General features: G+C 67.9%; 38 protein-coding genes. 32 read left to right on the forward strand and 6 right to left on the reverse strand.

The window, feature by feature from the left end; genetic code table 11:
- Position 1: 1 nt before the first annotated feature.
- From ABLE68_RS11885 to ABLE68_RS11910, 6 genes are all read right to left on the reverse strand, one after another.
- The gene (locus ABLE68_RS11885) at positions 2–967 is read right to left on the reverse strand and encodes an AAA family ATPase (protein ID WP_348871556.1); all 966 of its coding nucleotides are present in this window, start codon (positions 965–967) and stop codon (positions 2–4) included.
- On the reverse strand, positions 964–2,115 hold the full coding sequence (locus ABLE68_RS11890) for a DUF4350 domain-containing protein (protein ID WP_348871557.1): 1,152 nt from the start codon (positions 2,113–2,115) through the stop codon (positions 964–966). Before ABLE68_RS11890 ends, ABLE68_RS11885 begins: the two co-directional genes overlap by 4 nt.
- A complete protein-coding gene (locus ABLE68_RS11895) occupies positions 2,112–2,714 on the reverse strand; it encodes a DUF4129 domain-containing protein (RefSeq protein WP_348871558.1) in 603 nt (200 codons plus the stop codon). The genes ABLE68_RS11890 and ABLE68_RS11895 overlap by 4 nt, the downstream gene beginning before the upstream one ends.
- Positions 2,711–3,664 carry a hypothetical protein gene (locus ABLE68_RS11900; protein WP_348871559.1) on the reverse strand — a complete coding sequence of 318 codons (954 nt, stop codon included), beginning with the start codon at positions 3,662–3,664 and terminating at the stop codon, positions 2,711–2,713. Before ABLE68_RS11900 ends, ABLE68_RS11895 begins: the two co-directional genes overlap by 4 nt.
- 219 nt (positions 3,665–3,883) lie before the next feature.
- Positions 3,884–4,375: a carboxymuconolactone decarboxylase family protein gene (locus tag ABLE68_RS11905; RefSeq protein WP_348871560.1), complete on the reverse strand. Its 492-nt coding sequence runs from the start codon at positions 4,373–4,375 to the stop codon at positions 3,884–3,886.
- Positions 4,372–5,511, reverse strand: coding sequence for an NAD(P)H-dependent amine dehydrogenase family protein (locus ABLE68_RS11910; RefSeq protein ID WP_348871562.1), 1,140 nt, complete (start codon positions 5,509–5,511; stop codon positions 4,372–4,374). The genes ABLE68_RS11905 and ABLE68_RS11910 overlap by 4 nt, the downstream gene beginning before the upstream one ends.
- 414 nt (positions 5,512–5,925) lie before the next feature.
- Between ABLE68_RS11910 and rpsJ the strand changes: the two genes are divergently transcribed.
- The 32 genes from rpsJ (at position 5,926) to ABLE68_RS12070 (ending at position 24,098) form a co-directional block, all read left to right on the forward strand.
- Positions 5,926–6,234 carry a 30S ribosomal protein S10 gene (rpsJ, locus tag ABLE68_RS11915; protein WP_008360994.1) on the forward strand — a complete coding sequence of 103 codons (309 nt, stop codon included), beginning with the start codon at positions 5,926–5,928 and terminating at the stop codon, positions 6,232–6,234.
- A 10-nt stretch (positions 6,235–6,244) separates the two neighbouring features.
- Positions 6,245–6,904 (forward strand): 50S ribosomal protein L3, encoded by a 660-nt coding sequence (gene rplC, locus ABLE68_RS11920; protein WP_348871563.1) that lies wholly within the window; start codon positions 6,245–6,247, stop codon positions 6,902–6,904.
- A 2-nt stretch (positions 6,905–6,906) separates the two neighbouring features.
- Positions 6,907–7,662: a 50S ribosomal protein L4 gene (gene rplD / locus ABLE68_RS11925; RefSeq protein ID WP_348871565.1), complete on the forward strand. Its 756-nt coding sequence runs from the start codon at positions 6,907–6,909 to the stop codon at positions 7,660–7,662.
- A complete protein-coding gene (gene rplW / locus ABLE68_RS11930) occupies positions 7,659–7,964 on the forward strand; it encodes a 50S ribosomal protein L23 (protein ID WP_348871566.1) in 306 nt (101 codons plus the stop codon). The genes rplD and rplW overlap by 4 nt, the downstream gene beginning before the upstream one ends.
- Positions 7,965–7,994: 30 nt before the next feature.
- Positions 7,995–8,831: a 50S ribosomal protein L2 gene (rplB, locus tag ABLE68_RS11935; protein WP_348871567.1), complete on the forward strand. Its 837-nt coding sequence runs from the start codon at positions 7,995–7,997 to the stop codon at positions 8,829–8,831.
- Positions 8,832–8,836: 5 nt separating this feature from the next.
- A complete protein-coding gene (rpsS, locus tag ABLE68_RS11940) occupies positions 8,837–9,118 on the forward strand; it encodes a 30S ribosomal protein S19 (RefSeq protein ID WP_056151906.1) in 282 nt (93 codons plus the stop codon).
- Positions 9,115–9,555, forward strand: coding sequence for a 50S ribosomal protein L22 (rplV, locus tag ABLE68_RS11945; RefSeq protein WP_348871569.1), 441 nt, complete (start codon positions 9,115–9,117; stop codon positions 9,553–9,555). Before rpsS ends, rplV begins: the two co-directional genes overlap by 4 nt.
- Positions 9,555–10,391: a 30S ribosomal protein S3 gene (gene rpsC, locus ABLE68_RS11950; protein WP_348871570.1), complete on the forward strand. Its 837-nt coding sequence runs from the start codon at positions 9,555–9,557 to the stop codon at positions 10,389–10,391. Before rplV ends, rpsC begins: the two co-directional genes overlap by 1 nt.
- A 3-nt stretch (positions 10,392–10,394) precedes the next feature.
- On the forward strand, positions 10,395–10,814 hold the full coding sequence (gene rplP, locus ABLE68_RS11955; protein WP_243058882.1) for a 50S ribosomal protein L16: 420 nt from the start codon (positions 10,395–10,397) through the stop codon (positions 10,812–10,814).
- On the forward strand, positions 10,814–11,056 hold the full coding sequence (gene rpmC / locus ABLE68_RS11960) for a 50S ribosomal protein L29 (RefSeq protein ID WP_348871571.1): 243 nt from the start codon (positions 10,814–10,816) through the stop codon (positions 11,054–11,056). Before rplP ends, rpmC begins: the two co-directional genes overlap by 1 nt.
- Positions 11,053–11,322: a 30S ribosomal protein S17 gene (gene rpsQ / locus ABLE68_RS11965; protein WP_348871572.1), complete on the forward strand. Its 270-nt coding sequence runs from the start codon at positions 11,053–11,055 to the stop codon at positions 11,320–11,322. The genes rpmC and rpsQ overlap by 4 nt, the downstream gene beginning before the upstream one ends.
- 90 nt (positions 11,323–11,412) lie before the next feature.
- On the forward strand, positions 11,413–11,781 hold the full coding sequence (rplN, locus tag ABLE68_RS11970; RefSeq protein WP_091109706.1) for a 50S ribosomal protein L14: 369 nt from the start codon (positions 11,413–11,415) through the stop codon (positions 11,779–11,781).
- Positions 11,782–11,784: 3 nt separating this feature from the next.
- Entirely contained in the window at positions 11,785–12,147 is a 363-nt protein-coding gene (gene rplX / locus ABLE68_RS11975; RefSeq protein ID WP_348871573.1) for a 50S ribosomal protein L24, read from the forward strand.
- Positions 12,147–12,725, forward strand: a complete 579-nt coding sequence (rplE, locus tag ABLE68_RS11980; RefSeq protein WP_348871575.1) for a 50S ribosomal protein L5 — start codon at positions 12,147–12,149, stop codon at positions 12,723–12,725. Before rplX ends, rplE begins: the two co-directional genes overlap by 1 nt.
- Position 12,726: 1 nt before the next feature.
- A complete protein-coding gene (locus tag ABLE68_RS11985; RefSeq protein WP_011757321.1) occupies positions 12,727–12,912 on the forward strand; it encodes a type Z 30S ribosomal protein S14 in 186 nt (61 codons plus the stop codon).
- A gap of 73 nt (positions 12,913–12,985) precedes the next feature.
- The gene (gene rpsH, locus ABLE68_RS11990) at positions 12,986–13,393 is read left to right on the forward strand and encodes a 30S ribosomal protein S8 (RefSeq protein WP_348871576.1); all 408 of its coding nucleotides are present in this window, start codon (positions 12,986–12,988) and stop codon (positions 13,391–13,393) included.
- 28 nt (positions 13,394–13,421) lie between these two features.
- The gene (gene rplF / locus ABLE68_RS11995; protein ID WP_348871577.1) at positions 13,422–13,961 is read left to right on the forward strand and encodes a 50S ribosomal protein L6; all 540 of its coding nucleotides are present in this window, start codon (positions 13,422–13,424) and stop codon (positions 13,959–13,961) included.
- A 3-nt stretch (positions 13,962–13,964) separates the two neighbouring features.
- Positions 13,965–14,348, forward strand: a complete 384-nt coding sequence (rplR, locus tag ABLE68_RS12000; RefSeq protein WP_348871579.1) for a 50S ribosomal protein L18 — start codon at positions 13,965–13,967, stop codon at positions 14,346–14,348.
- 37 nt (positions 14,349–14,385) lie between these two features.
- Complete coding sequence (gene rpsE / locus ABLE68_RS12005; RefSeq protein ID WP_348871580.1) at positions 14,386–15,006, forward strand: 30S ribosomal protein S5; 621 nt, start codon at positions 14,386–14,388, stop codon at positions 15,004–15,006.
- Complete coding sequence (gene rpmD / locus ABLE68_RS12010) at positions 15,006–15,188, forward strand: 50S ribosomal protein L30 (RefSeq protein ID WP_085873116.1); 183 nt, start codon at positions 15,006–15,008, stop codon at positions 15,186–15,188. Before rpsE ends, rpmD begins: the two co-directional genes overlap by 1 nt.
- Before the next feature lies 1 nt (position 15,189).
- Entirely contained in the window at positions 15,190–15,630 is a 441-nt protein-coding gene (gene rplO, locus ABLE68_RS12015) for a 50S ribosomal protein L15 (protein ID WP_348871583.1), read from the forward strand.
- A gap of 166 nt (positions 15,631–15,796) precedes the next feature.
- Positions 15,797–17,101: a preprotein translocase subunit SecY gene (gene secY / locus ABLE68_RS12020; RefSeq protein WP_348871584.1), complete on the forward strand. Its 1,305-nt coding sequence runs from the start codon at positions 15,797–15,799 to the stop codon at positions 17,099–17,101.
- Entirely contained in the window at positions 17,102–17,677 is a 576-nt protein-coding gene (locus ABLE68_RS12025) for an adenylate kinase (protein ID WP_348871586.1), read from the forward strand.
- A complete protein-coding gene (gene map / locus ABLE68_RS12030; RefSeq protein WP_348871588.1) occupies positions 17,677–18,495 on the forward strand; it encodes a type I methionyl aminopeptidase in 819 nt (272 codons plus the stop codon). The genes ABLE68_RS12025 and map overlap by 1 nt, the downstream gene beginning before the upstream one ends.
- Positions 18,496–18,652: 157 nt before the next feature.
- Complete coding sequence (locus ABLE68_RS12035) at positions 18,653–19,639, forward strand: TerC family protein (RefSeq protein WP_348871589.1); 987 nt, start codon at positions 18,653–18,655, stop codon at positions 19,637–19,639.
- A 29-nt stretch (positions 19,640–19,668) separates the two neighbouring features.
- Positions 19,669–20,709, forward strand: a complete 1,041-nt coding sequence (locus ABLE68_RS12040; protein WP_348871590.1) for an LLM class flavin-dependent oxidoreductase — start codon at positions 19,669–19,671, stop codon at positions 20,707–20,709.
- Between the two features lie 257 nt (positions 20,710–20,966).
- On the forward strand, positions 20,967–21,188 hold the full coding sequence (infA, locus tag ABLE68_RS12045) for a translation initiation factor IF-1 (protein WP_026145687.1): 222 nt from the start codon (positions 20,967–20,969) through the stop codon (positions 21,186–21,188).
- 24 nt (positions 21,189–21,212) lie between these two features.
- Positions 21,213–21,326 (forward strand): 50S ribosomal protein L36, encoded by a 114-nt coding sequence (gene rpmJ, locus ABLE68_RS12050; protein WP_011757308.1) that lies wholly within the window; start codon positions 21,213–21,215, stop codon positions 21,324–21,326.
- A 162-nt stretch (positions 21,327–21,488) separates the two neighbouring features.
- A complete protein-coding gene (rpsM, locus tag ABLE68_RS12055; protein ID WP_056151969.1) occupies positions 21,489–21,863 on the forward strand; it encodes a 30S ribosomal protein S13 in 375 nt (124 codons plus the stop codon).
- 65 nt (positions 21,864–21,928) lie between these two features.
- A complete protein-coding gene (rpsK, locus tag ABLE68_RS12060) occupies positions 21,929–22,336 on the forward strand; it encodes a 30S ribosomal protein S11 (protein ID WP_028644819.1) in 408 nt (135 codons plus the stop codon).
- A 29-nt stretch (positions 22,337–22,365) separates the two neighbouring features.
- Positions 22,366–22,974 (forward strand): 30S ribosomal protein S4, encoded by a 609-nt coding sequence (rpsD, locus tag ABLE68_RS12065; RefSeq protein ID WP_348871594.1) that lies wholly within the window; start codon positions 22,366–22,368, stop codon positions 22,972–22,974.
- A 107-nt stretch (positions 22,975–23,081) separates the two neighbouring features.
- On the forward strand, positions 23,082–24,098 hold the full coding sequence (locus ABLE68_RS12070) for a DNA-directed RNA polymerase subunit alpha (RefSeq protein WP_348871595.1): 1,017 nt from the start codon (positions 23,082–23,084) through the stop codon (positions 24,096–24,098).
- Positions 24,099–24,110 lie beyond the last annotated feature (12 nt).

The raw sequence follows: 24,110 nt of genomic DNA on the forward strand, positions 1-24,110 counted from the left end.
ACTATCTCGGCACCGGCACCGAGCCGAGCGCGGAGGCGAGCACCTGCGCGACGTCGACGCCCTCGAGCTCGGCCTCGGGCCGGAGCCCGAGCCGGTGCACCAAGGTGGCGTGGGCGAGCGCCTTCACGTCGTCCGGGGTCACGAAGTCGCGCCCGGTCAGCCAGGCCCAGGCGCGTGCCGACCGGAGCAGGGCGGTCGCGCCGCGCGGGCTCACGCCCAGGGAGAGGGACGGCGAGTCGCGCGTCGCCCGGGCGATGTCGACGATGTAGCCGGTGACCTCCGGGCTCACCTGCACCCGGCCGACCGCCTCGCGACCGGCCGCGATGTCGGCAGCGCCCGCGACAGGCTGCACGCCGGCCCCGGCGATGTCGCGCGGGTCGAAGCCGGCGGCGTGCCGGCGCAGGATCTCCATCTCGGACTCGCGGTCCGGGATCGGGAGCACGACCTTGAGCAGGAACCGGTCGAGCTGGGCCTCGGGGAGCGGGTAGGTGCCCTCGTACTCCACCGGGTTCTGCGTCGCCGCGACCAGGAACGGCTGCGGCAGAGGTCGCGAGACCCCGTCGACGGAGACCTGGCCCTCCTCCATCGCCTCGAGCAGCGCGGACTGGGTCTTCGGCGGCGTTCGGTTGATCTCGTCCGCCAGCAGCAGGTTGGTGAAGATCGGCCCCTCGCGGAAGCTGAGCTCGCCCTGCCGGCTGTCGATCACCATCGACCCCGTGATGTCCCCCGGCATCAGGTCGGGGGTGAACTGCACCCGGCGGGTGTCGACGGACAGCGCGCCCGCGAGGCTGCGCACCAGCAGCGTCTTCGCGACGCCGGGCACACCCTCCATCAGCACGTGCCCGCCGCAGAGCAGCGCGACCAGGAGGCCGGACACCGCGGCGTCCTGGCCGACGACGGCCTTGGCGACCTCGGTGCGTACGGCGGCGAGCCGCTCCCGTGCGTCTCCCGATGGAGTCTCGGTCATGGTCGGCGTACCTCTCTGTCGAGCTCGGCCAGGTGGCCGGCCAGGTTGATCAGGTCGTGGTCGGTGGCGGGAGGAGGGGCGCTGGTCCCGATCAGGCCCTCGATCTCCTCGACCGGGCGACCCGTGTGTCGGGCCAGGTCGCGCACGAGGGCCTCCGGGTCAGGTCGGGAGCCGAGCTGCAACCGGTCGGCCGCGCGCACCCGGGCAGCGGCGCGGAGGACAGCAGCAGCATGGGCGCGGTCGCCCGCCCTGCGGTAGAGCCGGCCGCGGCTCCGCGTCGTCTCGATCGCCTTCACGACGACCGGGAGCGGCTCGGTCGCCAGCGCGCCGAGCCGGCGCGATCGCCACACCAGCAGCGCGATCACGGCGAGAGCGAGGATCCAGAGCGAGGGCCTGAGCCAGCTCGGCAGCAGGGTCGCCAGGCTCACCCCGTCGTCGCCGGTGAGGTCGTCGAGGGAGGGGACGTACCAGACGAGGTGGTCGTCCTGGCCCAGCAGCCGCAGCGCCACGGCGGCGTTGTCGGAGCGCAGCACCTGGTCGTTGCTGAGCGCGTCACCCGCGCCGAACAGCACCACACCCGGTCGCGGCTCGGAGAGCAGCGCGCCCTCCTGGCCGCCGAAGCAGCCGTCGGCGACGGGGTACTCGACCGCGCGGTCGACCTGCACCGACAGCCCGTCGTACGTCGGGTCCGCGCAGTCGGCCGGCCGCGCCCCGTCGAACGTGACCGCGGAGGGCAGCTCGGTGATCCCGAACGCCTGCGTCGTGCCGGGGCCGGGCTCGACCAGGACCAGGCGTGCGCTGCCGACGCGCGCGAGCAGCCGGTCGATCGTGCTCTCGCCGAGAAGGTCGGTCGACGTCACGACGACCGTGGTGTCGGCGTCGACGGTCGCGTCGTCGAGCGCCTCCGCGCCGCGAGCGACGCTGACCTCGACCCCCTGGCCGTCCAGCACCCGGGCGAGGGCCTGGGCGCCGGACGGGTCCGGGTTGTCCGGGTCGAGCGGCACGCCCCGGTGCGCCGCCTGGTCGCCGAGCACCAGGACGACCACGACCGCGAGCACCAGTCCTCCGAGGATCAGCAACGCCGACCGGTGCCGGCGCAACCGGCCCTCGGTGGGCGCGGTCGTCGGGGCCGAGGTCGTCGCGCTCACGAGCGGCCCGCCAGCTGGTCGTCGAGCTCGAGGACGCTGGTCGCCTGGGCGCTAGACGCCGGGCGATCGCCGTACAGGACCGCGTCGAAGAGCGCCGCCGTGCCGTCGACGCGCTGTCGGGCGCTCGGGATCGCGACGGCCAGTGCGGCGGCCACCTCGTGGGCGGTCGCGCCCGGGAGGTCGTCGAGCCGGCCGCGCTCGACCTGGCGTACGGCGAGCGCGCGGAAGCCCTCGACCACGGCCTCCTCGTTGCGGCCCTCGGCGAGCGCGCGCTCGGCGCGGGCGCGCAGCTCGTCGGCACTCACGCTGTGGTCCTCGAGCACCGCACCGCGCTGCCGCGGTGCGCGGGCAGTACGTCGAGCGCGGGAGAGCAGCCAGGCGAGCCCGGCGAAGAGCAGGAGGAAGGCCACCATCGCGGCGAACGTCGACAGCGGTGGCGTGTGCGACGCGGCGTCGATCGTGCCGTTCACGAAGCGGTTGATCCAGGTCAGCAGCTGCTCGAAGAGGTTCTGCTGGTGGTACTCCGGTCGCACCAGCTCGCGCCCCAGCAGTCGCCGAGCCTCGTCCGACGACGGGTCGAGCGGCGGCGGCGCGATCACGAGGTGGTGATCCCGGCCTGCGCCATCAGCTCGACGTCGTACGCCTCCTTGCGCATCCGCTGGTCGAGGTACTGCAGCGACGTCACCGCACTGGTGAACGGCGTGACGAAGGCCGCCCCGATCACGGAGCCGACCGCCTGCGCCAGCACCACCAGGAGCACGGAGTAGCGCGACGACTCGGTGGCGGCACCGCCGATCGCGGCGACCAGGCTGAACGGGACGGTGATCACCTGGCTGGCGATCGAGGTGAGCACGACGGTGAGGAGCGCGATGCCGAAGGTCCGCCAGAACTGGCGCCGGGTGAGCCGGAAGCCGCGCCCGATCGCGGCGAAGACGCCGATCCGCTCGATCATCAGCGCCGGGACCGGCAGGTAGTAGACCCGCACCCAGAACCACACCGCGGTCGCGATGAAGAGCGGCACCGACACGATCCCGAACAGCACGATCGCCAGGGTGGGCAGCGTCAGCGCCACCACGACCCAGAGGACGACGTAGACCGTCAGTGCGGCGAGGCCGATCAGCGCGAGGAGCACGGAGAGCCCGACCAACCGCCAGCGCGAGCCCCGGGTCGCAGCCCAGGCCTCACCGAGGGTGAGCCGCCGGCCGATCGCCGCCGCCGCGGTGACGTGCGCGATCATCCCGGTCACGAAGAGCAGTCCCAGGCTCTGCAGCACGCCCCCGACCGCGAGGGTGCCGAACGACGCGATCTGGCCGAGCGCCTCGGCCGTCGACAGGTCGTCCCCGCTCTGGTCGAGCGAGACGTCGACCAGAGCGACGAGCACGGCCGTCACCAGGACGGGGATCGCCATCGCTACTGCGGCCACGAGCACGGCCGAACCGACGGTGGCCTTCGGGTTGAAGCGGATGATCTTGAACGCCGCGTCGTAGATGTCGCCGAGGCCGAGCGGCCGGAGCGGCAGGGCGCCCGGCTTGTGCGCGGCGCCGAGCATCCCGGGTGGGTAGGACCCCGGCGGTCCCGGCACCGGCGGTGGCGCCCAGACCGGAGGAGTCGGGGGAGGGGGCGGCGACCACCCGGGCGGCGGCGGACCGCCGGGCTCACTGCCCGGTGGTGGGTACCACTGGTTGCCCGACATGCGTCCTCCGTGGGTTGGTGGACGTCATCTTGTCAGGCTGCTGGGTCCGCCAGCCCGATCCGTCAGCCCGATCCGTCAGCGTTGGGCGAGGTGGCCCGGCAGCACGCACGCGGCGTCGAGCCCGAGCACGTGGTTGAGCCGGCCGAAGGCCAGCCACGACCCCAGGCACATCGAGAGCTCGACGATCTCCTTGTCCGTGTACGCCGCCTTCATCCGGGTCCAGAAGCCGTCGTCGATCCCGTGGTGGTCGAGGGCGTACCGCTCGGCGTACTCCGCCGCGAGCCGCGCGCGGTCGTCGAAGTCGGGTGTGGTCCGCCAGGCCTCGACGGCCTCGGCGAAGGTCTCCTCGACCTTCACGCCGTCGCGCTCGGTGCGCCAGTCCTGGCAGAAGAGGCAGCCGTTGATCTGCGCGATCCGCAGCCGGGCGGCCTCGAACTCGCGCAGCCCGAGCGTGGAGTGCTCGTAGACGGCCATCGAGAACTTCGAGGCGGGAACGCCGATGCCGGGGACCATCTCGCCCCAGACGTACATCAGCGGGTCCTTGCCCTCGGGGATGTCGACGATCACGGTGTGCTCCTTGTGTGGGTGAGGCGACCGGTTGCAGGTGAGAGTGGAACGTCGAGGCCGTCGTAGAGGCCGGGGTCCGCGGCGCGCAGCCACGGGATGGCGTTGACGAGACGGTTGGCGGCGGTGGCGTTGCCGCCGGCGGCACGGTTGCCACCCTCGTCGGTCGCCTCGAGGCTCACCTCGATCCGCGGGCGACCCTCGATCACGACCTTGTGCGCGCCGTCGCCTCCGTCGGGGGGCCGTGGCCAGTCGGGTGCGCAGTCGGGGCCGATCCGGGTCACGTGCTCGATCACTATGCGGGGCGCTCCGTCGACGATCCCCTGCACCTCGAACCGCAGGGCGCCCTGGGTGCCTGCCTCGAAGAGGCCCATCGCGTTGGTGACGTCCTCGTCGAGCGCCCGACGTTCGAGGGTCTCGCGGATCTCGTCGAGCTCGACCCCGAGGGCGCGGGCGATCAACCGCACCTGCCCGCCCCAGACCATCGTCGGTACGCCGGCCGCCACCATCGGCGGCTCGTAGTCCATCGGGTGGCCCATGCCGACGAGGTGGCGGACCGAGTCGGGCTGGTCGTAGGTCGAGTAGTCGAAGATCTCCTGGCAACGGATCTCGTCGACCGTGCCGGCCAGGCCGCTGACCAGCACCGGCAGCAGGTCGTTGCCCCAGCCGGGGTCCACCCCGCTGGCGAACAGCGCCGACCCGCCTTCCTTGGCAGCGTCGAGCAGCGGCTGGGTGAGCGCGTCCGGGGCGCTGCGATGGTCGTACAGGGCGTAGAGAGCAGGGGTGACGACCACGGCGCCGGCGCGCAGGCAGCGGGCGGCGTCGACGGCTGCATCGTCGGGTCGGAGGTCGCCGGAGGCCGTGTAGGCGACGGCGCCACCGCCATCAAGCGTCGCCAGGGCCGCCTCGACGTCCGTCGTCGCGGCCACACCGAGCAGGTGGTCGAGCCCGGCGAGCTCTCCGGCGTCACGGCCGACCTTGGCGGCCGACGAGACGACGACCGCGGCCAGCGCCAGGCCGGGGTGGGCGTCGATCGCGCGGATCGCGGCGCGTCCCATGTTTCCCGTTCCCCAGACCGCGACGGGTACCGTCGACCCCGGCGCCACCAGCCCGGAATAGAACGTGTTCTCGTCGCCCATGAGGGGACAGTAGCCGAGCCTCGACCGGTCTGGGAGGGCTCTGCGAAGGCCGATGGTCGACGGATTTGGCGTGCTGCCAGATCTCTGTCAAGATAGTTCGGTTGCTTCGGCGGGTTGCCGGGGTGCACCACATCTTGACTACTGAATCGCGTTTCCCGTTGTTTCAGTGGTCTGGCGTGTGGCCGCACCGAACCTGGAGACCCGATTCTGCTCGACGAACCGTCGGGCGTCACCCAACAACACCAGCGAGATCCCCGGTCTCGTGTTGTGCCCCAGGTTTTCGAACCAGGGGGTGCGACACGCCCGACCGCGGGGGTCGGCGCTGGGGGTGGGAAGCACAGGCGGGACCGACTCAAGCCGGAGGACGTCTCGGAACACGCACGCGGTACTGATCGAGAAGGTAGAGAGAGACAGATGGCGGGACAGAAGATCCGCATCAGGCTCAAGGCCTATGACCACGAGGTGATCGACACCTCGGCGCGCAAGATCGTGGACACGGTTACCCGTACGGGTGCGAAGGTCGCCGGCCCGGTGCCGCTGCCGACCGAGAAGAACGTGTACTGCGTCATCCGCTCGCCGCACAAGTACAAGGACTCCCGCGAGCACTTCGAGATGCGCACGCACAAGCGCCTCATCGACATCATCGACCCCACGCCGAAGACCGTCGACTCGCTGATGCGTCTCGACCTGCCTGCCGGCGTCGACATCGAGATCAAGCTCTGAGGTCGAGGACATGACTTTCGAACGCAATGTGAAGGGGCTGCTGGGCACCAAGCTCGGCATGACCCAGGTCTGGGACGAGAACAACCGGGTTGTCCCGGTGACGGTCGTCGCTGTCAACGCCAACGTGGTGACGCAGGTCCGCACGCCCGAGACCGATGGCTACAACGCCATCCAGGTCGGGTACGGCGAGATCGACGGCCGCAAGGTGACCAAGCCGAAGGCCGGTCACTTCGAGAAGGCTGGTTCGACCCCGCGTCGCCACCTGGTCGAGATCCGCACCGCGCTGGCCGGTGACTACACCGTGGGCCAGGAGCTGGCCGTCGACACCTTCGCCGCTGGCGAGGAGATCGACGTGACCGGCACCAGCAAGGGCAAGGGTTTCGCCGGTGTCATGAAGCTGCACGGCTTCCACGGTGTCTCCGCCTCGCACGGTGCCCACCGCAACCACCGCAAGCCGGGATCGATCGGCGCATGCGCCACCCCCGGTCGCGTGTTCAAGGGCACCCGCATGGCCGGTCGGATGGGTAGTGACACCGTCACCACCCAGAACATCGAGGTGCACGCCGTGGACACCGAGAAGGGCCTCGTTCTGCTCAAGGGCGCCGTTCCCGGCCCCAAGGGTGGTCTCGTGGTGCTTCGCTCGGCCGCCAAGAAGACGCAGGAGGTCTGAGCATGACTGAGAACACCGAGAACGCTGAGACCACCGAGTCCGTCGAGGCTGCTGAGAAGGCTCCGGCCAAGAAGGCTGCCGCGAAGAAGACGGCGACGAAGGCTCCGGCCAAGAAGGCTGCCGCCAAGAAGACCGCTGCGGTGAAGGCGACCAAGGTCGACCTCCCCGCCGAGATCTTCGACGTCGAGGTCAACGTCCCGCTGATCCACCAGGTCGTCGTGGCGCAGCAGGCTGCCGCTCGTCAGGGCACGCACTCCACCAAGCGTCGCGGCGAGGTCCGCGGTGGTGGACGCAAGCCCTACAAGCAGAAGGGCACCGGCCGCGCCCGCCAGGGCTCGACCCGTGCGCCGCAGTTCGCCGGCGGTGGCGTCGTCCACGGCCCCAAGCCGCGTGACTACGACCAGCGGACCCCCAAGAAGATGAAGGCCGCCGCCCTGCGCGGTGCCCTCTCCGACCGGGCCCGCAACGACCGCATCCACGTGGTCGAGTCGCTGATCAGCGCCGACAAGCCGTCGACCAAGGCAGCCATCACCGCCCTGGCGTCGCTCTCGGAGCGCAGCAACTTCCTCGTGGTCCTCGAGCGGACCGACTCCGTCACCTGGCTCTCGCTGCGCAACGCGCCGCAGGTGCACATCGTGGCCGTCGACCAGCTCAACACCTACGACGTGCTGGCGTCCGACGACGTCGTCTTCACGCAGGGCGCGTACGACGTCCTGGTGAACGGCACCGACAAGACGACCGAGGAGGCTTCCAAGTGAGCACCCTGCACAAGGACCACCGCGACATCCTGCTCGCGCCGGTCGTGTCCGAGAAGAGCTACGGCCTCCTCGACGCGAACAAGTACACCTTCCTGGTGCGCCCGGACGCCAACAAGACCGAGATCAAGATCGCGGTCGAGAAGGTGTTCAACGTCAAGGTGACGTCGGTCAACACGATCAACCGCCCGGGCAAGACCCGCCGGACCAAGAACGGCCTTGGCAAGCGCAAGGACACCAAGCGCGCCATCGTCAGCCTGGCCGAGGGCGACCGCATCGACATCTTCGGGGGTCCGGTCTCCTGACCGGGCACTGGATACGAGGACTGAAGACACATGGCTATCCGTAAGTACAAGCCGACCACCCCGGGCCGTCGCGGCTCGTCCGTGGCCGACTTCGTCGAGATTACCCGGACCACCCCGGAGAAGTCGCTGACGCGTCCGCTGCCCAAGAAGGGCGGCCGCAACAACCAGGGCCGGATCACCACCCGGCACCAGGGTGGCGGTCACAAGCGCGCCTACCGCGTCATCGACTTCCGTCGCTACGACAAGGACGGCGTTCCGGCCAAGGTCGCTCACATCGAGTACGACCCCAACCGCACCGCGCGCATCGCGCTGCTGCACTACGCCGACGGCGAGAAGCGCTACATCGTGGCGCCGAAGGACCTGACGCAGGGCACGCGCATCGAGTCCGGCCCCAACGCCGACATCAAGCCCGGCAACAACCTGCCGCTGCGCAACATCCCCGTCGGTACGACGATCCACTGCGTGGAGCTGCGTCCCGGCGGCGGTGCCAAGATGGCCCGCTCCGCTGGCAACAGCGCCCAGCTGGTCGCCCGCGAGGGTTCGCGCGCCACGCTGCGTCTGCCCTCGGGCGAGATGCGGTTCGTCGACGTGCGCTGCCGCGCGACCATCGGCGAGGTCGGCAACGCCGAGCAGTCGAACATCAACTGGGGCAAGGCCGGCCGTATGCGGTGGAAGGGCAAGCGCCCGACCGTCCGCGGTGTCGTCATGAACCCGGTCGACCACCCGCACGGTGGTGGCGAGGGCAAGACCTCCGGTGGCCGTCACCCGGTCTCCCCGTGGGGCAAGCCCGAGGGCCGTACGCGCAAGCGCAAGGCCTCCGACTCCCAGATCATCCGTCGCCGCAAGTCCGGCAAGGGTAGGAAGTAACTGAGATGCCTCGCAGCCTGAAGAAGGGCCCCTTCATCGACGACCACCTTCAGAAGAAGGTGGACGCCGAGAACGCCAAGGGCTCACACAACGTCATCAAGACGTGGTCGCGCCGATCGATGATCATCCCGGACATGATCGGTCACACGATCGCTGTCCACGATGGTCGCAAGCACGTGCCGGTCTTCGTGACCGACGCGATGGTCGGCCACAAGCTCGGGGAGTTCGCTCCCACCCGCACCTACCGCGGGCACGTCAAGGAAGACCGGAAGGGACGACGCCGATGAGCACCACTGAGCGCAGGCGCACCAGCGCCCGCCGCGAGTCGCTGCTCGGCGACCAGCCCGGAGCCTTCGCGAGCGCCCGCTACACGCGGATCACTCCGATGAAGGCCCGCCGTGTCGTCGACATGGTCCGCGGCATGCCCGTCGACGAGGCTCTGTCGCTGCTGCAGTTCGCGCCGCAGGCCGCCTCGGAGACCGTCTACAAGGTGCTCGAGAGCGCCGTTGCCAACGCCGAGACCACCGAAGGCCTCGACACCCACGACCTGGTCGTGTCGGTGGCGCAGGTCGACGAGGGCCCCACGATGAAGCGGTGGCGTCCGCGTGCGCAGGGTCGTGCGACCCGGATCAACAAGCGCACCAGCCACATCACGCTGGTCGTCCAGCCGGCCGAGGTCGTGGCTGCTGCGAAGGCGACCCCCAAGAAGAGGAAGAGTGCCTGATGGGCCAGAAGATCAACCCGAACGGCTTCCGCCTCGGCATCTCGACCGACCACAAGAGCCGTTGGTACGCCGACAAGCTGTACAAGGCCTACGTGGGCGAGGACGTCGCCATCCGCAAGCTGCTCTCCAAGGGCATGGAGCGGGCCGGCATCTCCAAGGTGGAGATCGAGCGCACCCGTGACCGCGTCCGTGTGGACATCCACACCGCGCGCCCGGGCATCGTCATCGGTCGCCGCGGCGCCGAGGCCGACCGCATCCGCGGCGAGCTCGAGAAGCTCACCGGCAAGCAGGTCCAGCTGAACATCCTCGAGGTCAAGAACCCCGAGGTCGACGCTCAGCTGGTCGCCCAGGGTGTCGCCGAGCAGCTCACCGGTCGCGTGCAGTTCCGTCGCGCCATGCGCAAGGCGATGCAGACCACGATGCGTTCGGGTGCCAAGGGCATCCGGATCCAGTGCTCCGGTCGACTCAACGGCGCCGAGATGTCGCGCACCGAGTTCTACCGCGAGGGTCGCGTTCCGCTGCACACCCTGCGTGCCGACATCGACTACGGCTTCTACGAGGCCAAGACGACCTTCGGCCGCATCGGCGTGAAGGTCTGGATCTACAAGGGCGAGGTCGCCGGCACCCGTGCCGAGCGCCAGGCGCAGGCTGCTGCCCGCGCCGGTGTCCCCGGCCGTGGCGGTGCGCGTGATGGCGCCCGTGGCGGTGCCCGTGGCGCCGACCGTCCGACCCGTGGCTCGCGCGGCGACCGTCCGGCTCGCAGCGACGCTGCCCCCGCCGCTGACGCTCCGGCCGAGGCTGCGGCTCCCGCCGCTGAAGCTCCGAAGGAGGCCTGAGCCATGTTGATGCCCCGTCGTGTCAAGCACCGCAAGCAGCACCACCCCAAGCGGACCGGTGCGGCCAAGGGCGGCACTCGTCTCGCTTTCGGTGACTTCGGCATCCAGGCGATCGAGGGTCACTACGTGACCAACCGCCAGATCGAGTCGGCCCGTATCGCGATGACCCGCCACATCAAGCGTGGCGGCAAGGTCTGGATCAACATCTACCCGGACCGCCCGCTCACCAAGAAGCCTGCTGAGACCCGCATGGGTTCCGGTAAGGGTTCGCCGGAGTGGTGGATCGCCAACGTCAAGCCGGGCCGTGTCATGTTCGAACTCTCCGGTGTGGACGAGGACGTTGCTCGCGAGGCCATGCGCCGCGCGATGCACAAGCTCCCGATGAAGTGCCGGTTCATTTCCCGCGAAGCTGGTGAATTCTGATGGTTACGACTGCTCACGAGCTCGACGAGCTGAACGCCGTCGACCTCGAGGCCAAGCTCCGCGAGGCAAAGGAGGAGCTCTTCAACCTCCGCTTCCAGGCGGCCACCGGCCAGCTGGAGAGCCACGGCCGGCTTCGCACGGTCAAGAAGGACATCGCCCGGATCTACACCGTGGTGCGTGAGCGCGAGCTCGGCATCCGGACCACCCCGGGTCAGGACAGCAACGAGGATGGTGACGCATGAGCGAGCAGACCGCTGAGCGGAACGCCCGCAAGACCCGTGAGGGTCTGGTCGTCTCCGACAAGATGGACAAGACCGTCGTCGTGTCCGTCGAGGACCGCGTCAAGCACGCCATGTACGGCAAGGTCCTTCGCCGGACCACGAAGTACAAGGCGCACGACGAGAACAACGAGTGCGGCATCGGCGACCGCGTGCTCCTCATGGAGACCCGCCCGCTGTCCGCCACCAAGCGTTGGCGCGTCGTCGAGATCCTCGAGCGCGCCAAGTAATTCCCCGGGCGAGCCCGAAATTCCGCAGAGAGTTCGGCCAGGCTCACCGCCTGCACGGCGTTGAGAACCGGCACGACATAGGAGAAATCAATGATTCAGCAGGAGTCGCGACTCAAGGTCGCCGACAACACCGGTGCGAAGGAGATCCTTTGCATCCGTGTTCTCGGTGGCTCGGGTCGTCGCTACGCCGGTATCGGCGACGTCATCGTCGCCACGGTCAAGGACGCGATCCCCGGCGGCAACGTGAAGAAGGGTGACGTCGTCAAGGCCGTCATCGTGCGCACCGTCAAGGAGCGCCGCCGTGCCGACGGTTCGTACATCCGCTTCGACGAGAACGCCGCTGTCATCCTCAAGGCTGACGGCGAGCCGCGAGGCACCCGCATTTTCGGCCCGGTGGGCCGCGAGCTGCGCGAGAAGAAGTTCATGAAGATCATCTCGCTCGCGCCGGAGGTGCTCTGACTCATGGGTAAGAGCCTGAACATCAAGAAGGGCGACACCGTCAAGGTGATCGCTGGCAAGGACAAGGGCGCCGAGGGCAAGGTGATCCAGGTGCTCCGCGAGGAGGACCGGGTCATCGTCGAGGGCGTCAACCGCGTCAAGCGGCACACCAAGGTCGTCAACCAGGGCGGTCGCGCCGGCACCACCGGCGGCATCATCACCGCCGAGGCGCCGATCCACGTCTCGAACGTGATGCTCGTCGAGGGCAAGGGCGTGACCCGGGTCGGCTTCCGCCGCGACGAGGTCGACAAGCGTCGCCCCGACGGCTCGACGTACAAGGCGGAGCGCAGCGTCCGCATCTCGCGCAAGACCGGCAAGGAAATCTGATGACCGAGACCCAGACGACGGCGTCGGCCGCGGTCACCCCGCGTCTCAAGACCCGCTACCGCGAGGAGATCCTCCCCGCGCTCAAGTCCGAGTTCGACATCGCGAACGTCATGCAGGTGCCCGGCCTGACCAAGATCGTGGTCAACATGGGTGTCGGCGAGGCCGCTCGCGACTCGAAGCTGATCGAAGGTGCGGTCAAGGACCTCACCGCGATCACCGGTCAGAAGCCCCTGGTCACCAAGGCCCGCAAGTCCATCGCCCAGTTCAAGCTGCGTGAGGGCATGCCGATCGGCGCGCACACCACGCTGCGTGGCGACCGGATGTGGGAGTTCCTGGACCGGCTGCTGTCGCTCGCGCTTCCCCGGATCCGCGACTTCCGTGGCCTGAACCCGGGCCAGTTCGACGGCCGTGGCAACTACACCTTCGGTCTCACCGAGCAGGTCATGTTCCACGAGATCGACCAGGACCGGATCGACCGCTCGCGCGGTATGGACATCACGATCGTCACGACCGCCACCAACGACGAGCAGGGTCGCGCGCTGTTGAAGCAGCTCGGCTTCCCGTTCAAGGAGAACTGACATGGCGAAGACCGCTCTCAAGGTCAAGGCCGCTCGCAAGCCGAAGTTCGCGGTGCGCGGTTACACGCGTTGCCAGCGCTGCGGCCGGCCCAAGGCCGTCTACCGCAAGTTCGGCCTGTGCCGCATCTGCCTGCGGGAGATGGCGCACCGCGGCGAGCTGCCCGGCGTCACCAAGTCCTCCTGGTAACCCACCTCAAACACGTTGAAGGTCGTCCTGCCATCGAGCGAGGGCGAAACCACGGCGAGAAAGAAATCCCATCATGACGATGACTGACCCGATCGCAGACATGCTCACGCGTCTGCGCAACGCCAACCAGGCGTACCACGACGCGGTGTCCATGCCTTACAGCAAGCTGAAGCAGGGCGTCGCCGAGATCCTCAAGCAGGAGGGCTACATCACGTCGTTCGACGTGAAGGACCCGACCGAGGGCGAGGTCGGCAAGACGCTGACCATCACCCTCAAGTACGGCCGCAACCGCGAGCGTTCCATCGCGGGCGTCCGTCGCATCAGCAAGCCCGGCCTCCGGGTCTACGCCAAGCACACGGGTCTCCCGAAGGTGCTCGGCGGTCTGGGCGTCGCGATCATCTCGACGAGCCAGGGCCTGCTGACCGACCGCCAGGCGAACCAGAAGGGCGTGGGTGGGGAAGTCCTCGCCTACGTCTGGTAACGACGAGACCGAGAAGGAGAAAACAAGCATGTCGCGTATTGGCAAGCTCCCCGTTGCGGTCCCGTCGGGTGTCGACGTCGCGATCGACGGCGCGCTGGTGACGGTCAAGGGCCCCAAGGGCACCCTGTCGCACAGCATCGCCGAGCCGATCACGGTCGAGAAGGGCGAGGGCGTCCTGGACGTCAAGCGTCCCGACGACGAGCGCCAGAGCAAGGCTCTGCACGGCCTGACCCGCACCCTGGTCAACAACATGGTCGTCGGTGTGACCGACGGCTACGAGAAGAAGCTCGAGATCGTGGGCGTCGGTTACCGCGTCCTGTCCAAGGGTCCGACCCAGCTGGAGTTCCAGCTCGGCTACTCGCACCCGATCACGTTCAACGCCCCCGACGGCATCACGTTCACCGTCGAGACGCCGACCAAGCTCGGCGTCCAGGGGATCGACAAGCAGCTCGTCGGCGAGGTTGCCGCGAACATCCGCAAGCTGCGCAAGCCCGAGCCCTACAAGGGCAAGGGTGTTCGTTACGCCGGCGAGCAGGTCCGCCGCAAGGTCGGAAAGGCTGGTAAGTGACCCATGGCGATCTCGCTTTCTAACAACAAGCACACCGCTGCGCGCACGAAGTCGCGTCTGCGTCGTCAGGTCCGCGGCCGGAAGAAGATCAACGGCACCGCCGAGCGTCCGCGCCTGGTCGTGACCCGCTCCGCGAAGCACATCACCGTCCAGGTGGTCGACGACATCGTGGGCAAGACGCTCGCGTCGGCGTCGACCATGGAGGCCGACCTGCGCGGCTTCTCCGGTGACAAGACCGCCAAGGCCAAGAAGGTCGGCGAGCTGGTTGCTGAGCGTGCCAAGTCTGCTGGTGTCGACGGCGTCGTCTTCGACCGTGCGGGCAACAAGTACCACGGCCGCGTCGCGGCCCTTGCTGATGGCGCCCGCGAGGGCGGCCTGACGTTCTGATCGCAAGACAAGCAAGAGAGAGAAGAGGAAAAGTCTCATGAGCGGAGCCCAGCGCGGACAGCGCAGTGGCGGGCGCCAGGGGGGTCGTGACGACCGTCGCGGCGGCCAGGGTGCTGACAAGACCGCCTACATCGAGCGCGTCGTTGCGATCAACCGAGTCGCCAAGGTCGTGAAGGGTGGTCGTCGCTTCAGCTTCACCGCCCTCGTGGTCGTCGGTGACGGCGAAGGTCTCGTTGGCGTCGGCTACGGCAAGGCCAAGGAAGTTCCGGCAGCGATCGCCAAGGGTGTCGAGGAGGCGAAGAAGAACTTCTTCCGCGTCCCCCGCATCCAGGGCACGATCCCGCACCCGGTCCAGGGTGAGAAGGCTGCCGGCGTGGTCATGCTGCGTCCGGCCGCGCCCGGTACCGGTGTGATCGCCGGTGGTCCGGTGCGTGCGGTGCTCGAGTGCGCCGGCATCCACGACATCCTGAGCAAGTCGCTCGGTTCGTCGAACCAGATCAACATCGTCCACGCGACGGTCGAGGCCCTGAAGATGCTCGAGCAGCCGGAGCAGGTCGCGGCTCGCCGCGGTCTCCCGGTCGAGCAGGTCGCTCCGGCGGCGCTGCTCAAGGCTCGGGCCGAGGTCCCCGCGGGTGTGTCGCAGGAGGTGTCCTCCTGATGGCTCAGCTCAAGGTCCAGCAGAAGAAGGGCACGGTCGGCATCAAGGCCAACCAGCGCGAGACCCTTCGCACGCTCGGTCTCAAGCGGATCGGTGATGTTGTCGTCAAGGAAGACCGTCCGGAGATCCGTGGCATGGTCAACACTGTTCGTCACCTCGTGACGGTCGAGGAGGTCGAGTGACATGACGCTCAAGCTGCACCACTTGCGCCCCGCCCCCGGCGCCAAGACCGCGAAGACCCGTGTGGGTCGCGGTGAGGGCTCCAAGGGCAAGACCGCGGGCCGCGGTACCAAGGGCACCAAGGCTCGCTACCAGGTTCCGGTCTCCTTCGAGGGTGGCCAGATGCCGATCCACATGCGGCTCCCGAAGCTCAAGGGCTTCAAGAACCCGTTCAAGGTGGAGTTCCAGGTCGTCAACCTCGACCGCATCAACGACCTGTTCCCCGATGGCGGCGCCATCACGGTCGACGACCTCATCGCCAAGGGAGCCGTCCGTGACGGTCACCCGGTGAAGGTCCTCGGCCAGGGCGACCTGTCGGTCAAGGTCCAGGTCTCGGCGAACGCGTTCTCGAACGCCGCCAAGGAGAAGATCGAGGCCGCCGGCGGCACCACCACCTTGGTGTGACCGGTTTCCATCACGCATCAGCGCTGAGGGCGCGGACGGTCCTGTCCCTGACAGGAGCGTCCGCGCCCGATGCGCATTCGGGGGGCTGTGTGCGGCCTGTTAGGCTTCCCCGGGTCCTCGCGAGTCAGTCGCGAGGGCCGCTTCACGCTTGGAGAAAGAGGATCTCGTGCTGAGCGCGTTCGCGAACGCTTTCCGGACCCCGGACCTGCGGCGCAAGCTGTTGTTCGTCCTGTTGATCATCGCGATCTTCCGGCTCGGATCCCAGATTCCGACCCCGGGCGTCGACGTGGCCAACGTCAAGGCCTGTGTCGACATCGCCAAGGAAGGCGACAGTGCCGGGCTCTACAACCTGGTCAACCTGTTCTCCGGTGGCGCCCTGCTCAAGCTGACGATCTTCGCGCTCGGCATCATGCCGTACATCACCGCGAGCATCATCCTGCAGCTGCTCGTCGTGGTGATCCCGCGGCTCGAGGCGCTGAAGAAGGAAGGTCAGTCCGGGCAGACCAAGATCACGCAGTACACCCGTTACCTGACGCTGGGCCTCGCGGTCCTCCAGGCGACCGGCATCGTGGCACTCGCCCGATCGGGCAACCTGCTGCAAGGCTGCAACGAGAACCTCCTGCACGACGACGGCACGGCCACCTTCTTGACGATGGTCGTCACCATGACCGCCGGCACCGCCGTGATCATGTGGCTCGGCGAGCTGATCACCGAGCACGGCATCGGCAACGGCATGTCGCTGATGATCTTCACGCAGGTCGTGTCCGGCTTCCCGGCCTCGCTCTGGGCCGTCCAGCAGTCCAAGGGCCCGTGGGTCCTCGGCATCGTCCTGGTCGTCGGCCTCGTCATCGTCGCCGCCGTCATCTTCGTCGAACAGGCGCAGCGCCGGATCCCCGTGCAGTACGCACGCCGGATGGTCGGGCGCAAGATGTTCGGTGGCAGCTCGACGTACATCCCGCTCAAGGTCAACCAGGCGGGCGTCATCCCCGTCATCTTCGCCTCGTCGCTGCTCTACCTGCCGGCGATGCTGGTGCAGTTCAACCAGAACGCCGACTCCAAGTGGGTCAGCTGGATCCAGTCCTACCTCGTGCGCGGCGACCACCCGCTGTACATGCTCCTGTTCTTCCTCCTGATCGTCTTCTTCACCTACTTCTACGTGTCGATCACCTTCAACCCGCAAGAGGTTGCCGACAACATGAAGAAGTACGGCGGCTTCATCCCCGGGATCCGGGCGGGCAAGCCGACCGAGGACTACCTGTCCTACGTCCTTTCCCGCATCACGCTGCCGGGTGCTCTGTACCTCGGCCTGATCGCCCTGCTGCCTCTGATCGCCTTCGCCGTGATCGGTGCCAACCAGAACTTCCCGTTCGGTGGCACCAGCATCCTGATCATGGTCGGCGTCGCACTGGACACGGTGAAGCAGATCGAGAGCCAGCTCCAGCAGCGCAACTACGAAGGATTCTTGCGCTAAATGAGGCTGATCATCATGGGCCCCCCGGGTGCGGGCAAGGGAACGCAGGCGAAGTTCATCGCCGAGCACTTCAAGATCCCTGCGATCTCGACCGGCGACATCTTCCGCGCCAACGTGTCCGAGGGCACCGAGCTCGGCCTCGAGGCCAAGCGCTTCATGGACGCCGGTGAATACGTCCCCGACGAGGTCACCAACCTGATGGTCCGCAACCGGATCGACGACCCCGACGCCGTCTCCGGGTTCCTGCTCGACGGCTACCCGCGCACCCTGTCCCAGGTCGAGGAGCTCGACGGGATGATCCGGTTCACCGGGCACCAGCTCGACGCCGTGGTCTGCCTGACCGTCGACCAGGACGAGATCGTGTCGCGGCTGCTCCAGCGCGCCCAGGTCGAAGGTCGCGCCGACGACACCGAGGACGTCATCCGCCGCCGGCAGGAGGTCTACCTCGAGCAGACCGAGCCGCTGATCGCGGTCTACAAGGACCGCGGGATCGTCTACGAGATCGACGGCCTCGGTGAGGTCGCCGACGTCACCCGTCGGATCTTCGAAGCCCTGGACGTCATCCCGGAGTCGTAGTGGGACTCCTCGACCGCGGCATCGAGATCAAGACGCCGGCGCAGATCGACTCCATGCGCCGAGCCGGCCTGGTGGTCGGCCAGACGCTCGAGCTGCTCCGCGGCAGCGTGCGCGCCGGCATCTCGACCGCCGAGCTCGACGCGATCGCCGAGGACAACATCCGCTCCTCCGGCGCGACCCCGTCCTTCCAGGGCTACCAGGGGTTCCCGGCCTCGATCTGCGCGTCGGTCAACGACGAGGTCGTCCACGGCATCCCGGGGGACCGGGTGCTCGCGGACGGCGACGTCATCTCGATCGACTGCGGTGCCATCGTCGACGGCTGGCACGGCGACGCGGCGATCACCGTCGCGGTCGGCGCCGTACCCCCCGAGGTGACCGAGCTGATGCGGGTCACCGAGCAGTCCATGTGGCGCGGGATCGCGGCCGCGCACCTGGGCGGGCGCGTCACCGACATCTCGGCCGCGATCGAGCGCTACGTCCGCGACCAGGGCCGCTACGGCATCCTCGAGGACTACACCGGCCACGGCATCGGCTCCGAGATGCACCAGTCGCCCAACGTGCCCAACTACGGCCGGCCGGGCAAGGGCCCCAAGCTGGTGGAGGGCCTCGCCCTCGCGGTCGAGCCGATGATCACCCTCGGCACCAAGGACACCGACCTGCTCGAGGACGACTGGACGGTCGTCACGACCGACGGCAGCTGGGCGGCGCACTTCGAGCACACCTTCACGCTCACCCCGACGGGCACGTGGGTGCTCACCGCGCTCGACGGGGGACAGGCGCAGCTCGCGGAGCTGGGCGTCGCATTCGGTGGTCGCTGACCTCGTGTGACAGGATGGGCCTCGCAGGGGGGAGTATTCCTTCGCTGTGGGCTCGTCAACACGTACGCGGTACCCGCGTTCCGGTCCCACAGGTCACCATCGGGTGGCGGAAGAGACCTCTGACGGTTCCCCGTCCCCCAGCACCAGGAGCAGTCCCGTGGAGATCTCCACCCTCGAATGGGCCATCACCATCGGCGTCACAGTGGCCGTGCTGCTGTTCGACATCGTCGTCATCGCCCGTGACCCGCACGAGCCGTCGTTCAAGGAGTGCGCGATCGCGCTCAGCGTGTACGTCGGCGCAGCCATTGTGTTCGGAGCCTGGATCTGGCTCGACCACGGCCACGACATGGGCATCCAGTTCTACGCCGGCTGGCTGACGGAGTACTCCCTCTCCATCGACAACCTCTTCGTCTTCATCATCCTGATGGCGGCGCTGCGGGTCCCGCGGGAGTACCAGCAGGAAGCGCTGATGGTCGGCATCGTGCTGGCGCTGATCTTCCGCGGCATCTTCATCGCCCTCGGCTACCAGCTCATCAACAACTTCAGCTGGGTCTTCTACGCGTTCGGCGCGTTCCTCGTCTACACGGCGTACACCCTGGTCAAGAGCTACCGGTCGCACGAGGACGAGCACCCGGAGAACAACCGGATCGTGCAGTTCGCACAGAACCACCTCAACGTCGGCGAGGAGTTCCGCGGGCTCAAGCTCTGGTACCGCGAGAACGGCGCCCGGGTCATCTCGCCGATGCTGATCGTGATCATCGCCCTCGGCACCACCGACCTGCTCTTCGCGCTCGACTCGATCCCGGCGATCTTCGGCATCACGCAGGAGCCCTACCTGGTCTTCACCGCCAACGTCTTCGCGCTGATGGGCCTGCGGCAGCTCTACTTCCTGCTCGGCGGACTGCTCGAGCGGTTGGTCTACCTGTCGCTCGGGCTGTCGTTCATCCTCGCCTTCATCGGCGTGAAGCTGGTGCTGCACGCCCTGCACGAGAACGAGCTGCCCTTCATCAACGGCGGTGAGCACGTCGACGTGCCGGACATCTCGTCGCTCTTCAGCCTCGGAGTCATCCTGGTGACCCTGGTCGTCACCGGGGTCGCGAGCCTCGCGAAGGACAAGAAGGACCAGGTCGCGGCGGCGGAATAGGAGGCCGCCGGCTCGGCGTTCTCCCAGTGATGTCTGACTACCCGAAGCTGTCCGTCCTCGACCTGGTCCCCGTGCGCAGCGACCAGTCGACCGGCGATGCCCTGGCCGCCACCCGCTCGCTCGCCCGCACCGCTGACGAGCTGGGCTACGAGCGCTACTGGGTGGCTGAGCACCACAACATGCCGGCCGTCGCCGCGACCAACCCGCCCGTCCTGATCGGCCTCATCGCCGCCGCGACGTCGCGGATCCGGGTGGGCTCCGGCGGCGTGATGCTGCCCAACCACGCGCCCCTGGTCGTGGCCGAGCAGTTCGCGCTGCTCGAGGCGGCGTTCCCGGGCCGGATCGACCTCGGCATCGGCCGCGCGCCCGGCAGCGACCCGGTGACGTCGTACGCCCTGCGGCACGGCGCCGGGGGCGTCAGCGACGAGGCGGTCACGCACTTCCCGGAGTACGTCGACAACGTGCTCGCCATGATGGAGCCCGACGGTGTCGGCCTCGCGGTCCAGGGCCGCACCTACCCGCTCAAGGCGACCCCGGTGGCCCGCTCCGTGCCGACCATCTGGCTGCTCGGCTCCTCGGACTACTCGGCCCGGCTCGCGGCCGAGAAGGGCATGCCCTACGTCTTCGCGCACCACTTCTCCGGAAGCGGGACCGCCGAGGCGCTCGAGCTCTACCGCTCGACCTTCCGGCCCTCGCCCGAGCTCGCCGAGCCGCGCACCTTCCTCACCGTGAACGCGTCTGTCGCGGGGACCGACGAGGAGGCTCGCCGGCTGGCCCTGCCGCAGCTGCAGGCGATGGCGGCGCTGCGCACCGGGGGTGACCTGGTGCCCCAGCGGCTGGTCGAGGAGGCGGAGAAGCTCGAGCTGCCGCAGGCCCACCTCGACCTGATGGACGCGATGTCCCAGCGCTGGGTGATCGGCTCGCCGGAGCGCGCACGCGCCCGGATCGAGGAGCTCGCGACGACGTACGGCGTGGACGAGGTGATGGTCCACCCGGTCGACGGAGCCTTCGTGGGGACCGAGCCGGGCGCATCGCCGGCTCGTGAAGAGACCCTGAGGCTGCTCGGTTAGGGATTCGCGCCGGTTTGCGACTAAACTGGCGTGTCGGCCCAACGTGGGTCTGCTTCGTGGTGCCTCGCGGCTGCCCGGACATCAACCGAATCGCTCTGCTGAGCGCTTCGGTCGTGCGCCCGGGATTGAGGACCACCAGGCGGCTTCATGAGGTCCACCGCCGTTCGCGGCGGAGGTTCGCGGGCCACCCGGAGTCGGACCATTCCGACCACCGGTGCACGACACGGTAGACAACCGACCGACAGATTGTGGAGGACATGCCGAAGAAAGAAGGCGTGATCGAGCTCGAGGGCACCATCACGGAGGCCCTGCCGAATGCCATGTTCCGCGTTGAGCTGAGCAATGGCCACAAGGTGCTCGCCCACATCAGCGGCAAGATGCGCCAGCACTACATCCGGATCCTCCCTGAGGACCGCGTGGTGGTGGAGCTCTCGCCGTACGACCTCACCCGAGGTCGGATCGTCTACCGCTACAAGTAGCCAGCCACGAAAGGACCTCCCTCCGTGAAGGTCAAGCCCAGCGTCAAGCCCATCTGTGACAAGTGCAAGGTGATCCGTCGCCACGGCCGCGTCATGGTGATCTGCGAGAACCCGCGCCACAAGCAGCGCCAGGGCTGAGCGCAGCTCAGCAGCACAACTGAAACTCACCTCAAACGTGATCGCTTAGCTGGAGACCAAGTCCAGCGAATCACCTCCGGAGCAGAAGGCCGGAGCCCGTCCGACGAGGGCCGGGACGCGTCACGACAGACACCTCTGTGAAACTGATAAGGAAACCGCCACATGGCACGCCTCGTTGGTGTTGATCTCCCGCGTGACAAGCGCATCGAGATCGCTCTCACCTACATCTACGGCATTGGCCGTACTCGCTCCCAGCAGCTGCTGGCGCTCACCGGGGTCGACCCGAACATGCGCGTCCACCAGATGGGTGACGAAGAGCTGGTCAAGCTCCGCGACGCGATCGAAGGCAACTTCAAGATCGAGGGTGACCTCCGTCGCGAGGTCCAGGCTGACATCCGTCGCAAGATCGAGATCGGCAGCTACCAGGGTCGCCGCCACCGCCAGGGCCTTCCGGTCCGCGGTCAGCGCACCAAGACCAACGCCCGTACCCGCAAGGGTCCGAAGCGCACGGTTGCCGGCAAGAAGAAGGCCAAGTGATCTGACGCTTCACCGCGTCTCACTGCCTTCCCACTCACAGACCAGCTACTTCAGGAGATAACTGCATGCCTCCCAAGAGCCGCACCGCGGCCGGCGCCAAGAAGGTGCGCCGCAAGGAGAAGAAGAACGTTGCCGTGGGCGAAGCCCACATCAAGAGCACGTTCAACAACACGATCGTCACGATCACCGACCCCACTGGGGCGGTCATCTCGTGGGCCTCGGCCGGCACCGTCGGTTTCAAGGGTTCGCGCAAGTCCACCCCGTTCGCCGCGCAGATGGCCGCTGAGGCTGCCGGACGCCGGGCGATGGAGCACGGCATGAAGAAGATCGACGTCTTCGTGAAGGGCCCGGGTTCGGGCCGCGAGACGGCGATTCGTTCGCTGGGTGCGATCGGCCTCGAGGTCGGCACCATCCAGGACGTCACGCCCACGCCCCACAACGGATGCCGCCCGCCCAAGCGCCGGCGCGTCTGACCGCCCGAACGGATTAGGAGACTTACGAAATGGCCCGTTACACCGGCCCCATGACCAAGAAGTCGCGCCGTCTCGGCATCGACCTCGTTGGTGGCGACTCGGCGTTCGAGCGTCGCCCGTACCCCCCCGGCCAGCACGGCCGCGCGCGCATCAAGGAGAGCGAGTACCGCTCGCAGCTCCAGGAGAAGCAGAAGGCTCGCTTCACCTACGGCGTGATGGAGAAGCAGTTCCACAACTACTACACCGAGGCGTCGCGCCGTTCCGGCAAGACCGGTGACAACCTGCTGCAGCTGCTCGAGTGCCGTCTCGACAACGTGGTCTACCGCGCCGGGTTCGCCCGCACGCGTCGCCACGCGCGTCAGCTGGTCTCGCACGGTCACTTCAAGGTGAACGGCAAGAAGGTCAACATCCCGTCCTTCCAGGTCACCGCTCACGACGTCATCGACGTCCGCGAGAAGTCCCTCGAGATGACGCCGTTCATCGTTGCCCGCGAGACCCACGGCGAGCGCGTCGTCCCCGCGTGGCTCGAGGCGATCCCGTCGCGCATGCGCGTGCTCGTCCACCAGCTCCCCGTCCGGGCCCAGATCGACCTCCCGGTCCAGGAGCAGCTCATCGTCGAGTTCTACTCGAAGAAGTAACACCCGGAGGGTGCCTCGGCCACTGGTCGGGGCGCCCACCACTCCTTCCGTCAACTCTGCAGTTCGGACCCGTCAAATAGCGGATGGGCCCGGAAAGGAAATAACCAGTGCTTATCGCACAGCGCCCCACTCTGTCGGAAGAGACCGTCGACGAGTTCCGTTCGCGGTTCGTCATCGAGCCCCTGGAGCCGGGTTTCGGCTACACGCTCGGTAACTCGCTGCGTCGTACGCTCCTCTCGTCCATCCCCGGTGCCTCGGTCACGAGCATCAAGGTGGACACCGTTCTCCACGAGTTCTCGACCATCGAGGGCGTCAAGGAGGACATCACCGAGGTCATCCTCAACCTGAAGGGCCTCGTCGTCTCCTCGGAGCACGACGAGCCGGTCACCATGTACCTCCGCAAGTCCGGCGCCGGTGCTGTCACCGCCGCCGACATCGCGCCGCCCGCCGGCGTCGAGGTGCACAACCCGGACCTGAAGATCGCCACGCTGTCCGACAAGGGCAAGCTGGAGATGGAGCTGGTCGTCGAGCGTGGCCGCGGCTACGTCTCCGCCGTCCAGAACAAGGGCGCGGACAACGAGATCGGCCGGATGCCGGTCGACTCGATCTACAGCCCGGTCCTCAAGGTGACCTACAAGGTCGAGGCGACCCGTGTCGAGCAGCGCACGGACTTCGACAAGCTCGTCATCGACGTCGAGACCAAGCCGTCGATCCGTCCCCGTGACGCGATCGCCTCGGCCGGCAAGACCCTGGTCGAGCTCTTCGGTCTGGCTCGCGAGCTGAACGTCGAGGCCGAGGGCATCGACATCGGCCCGTCGCCCGTCGACGAGCAGCTGGCTGCCGACCTCGCCCTCCCGGTCGAGGACCTGCAGCTGACCGTCCGTTCCTACAACTGCCTCAAGCGCGAGGGCATCCACACCGTGGGTGAGCTCATCAGCCGCTCGGAGCAGGACCTGCTCGACATCCGCAACTTCGGTGCGAAGTCGATCGACGAGGTCAAGGCCAAGCTGGTCGAGATGGGTCTGTCCCTCAAGGACAGCGCGCCCGGCTTCGACCCGCACGCTGCTCTTGCGGCGTACGGCGATGACGACGACGACGCCTTCGTCGAGGACGAGCAGTACTGATCGCAAATCGAT

Origin of the sequence: Nocardioides pollutisoli (assembly GCF_040045055.1) — a bacterium.
Taxonomy (GTDB): Bacteria; Actinomycetota; Actinomycetes; order Propionibacteriales; family Nocardioidaceae; genus Nocardioides; species Nocardioides tweenelious.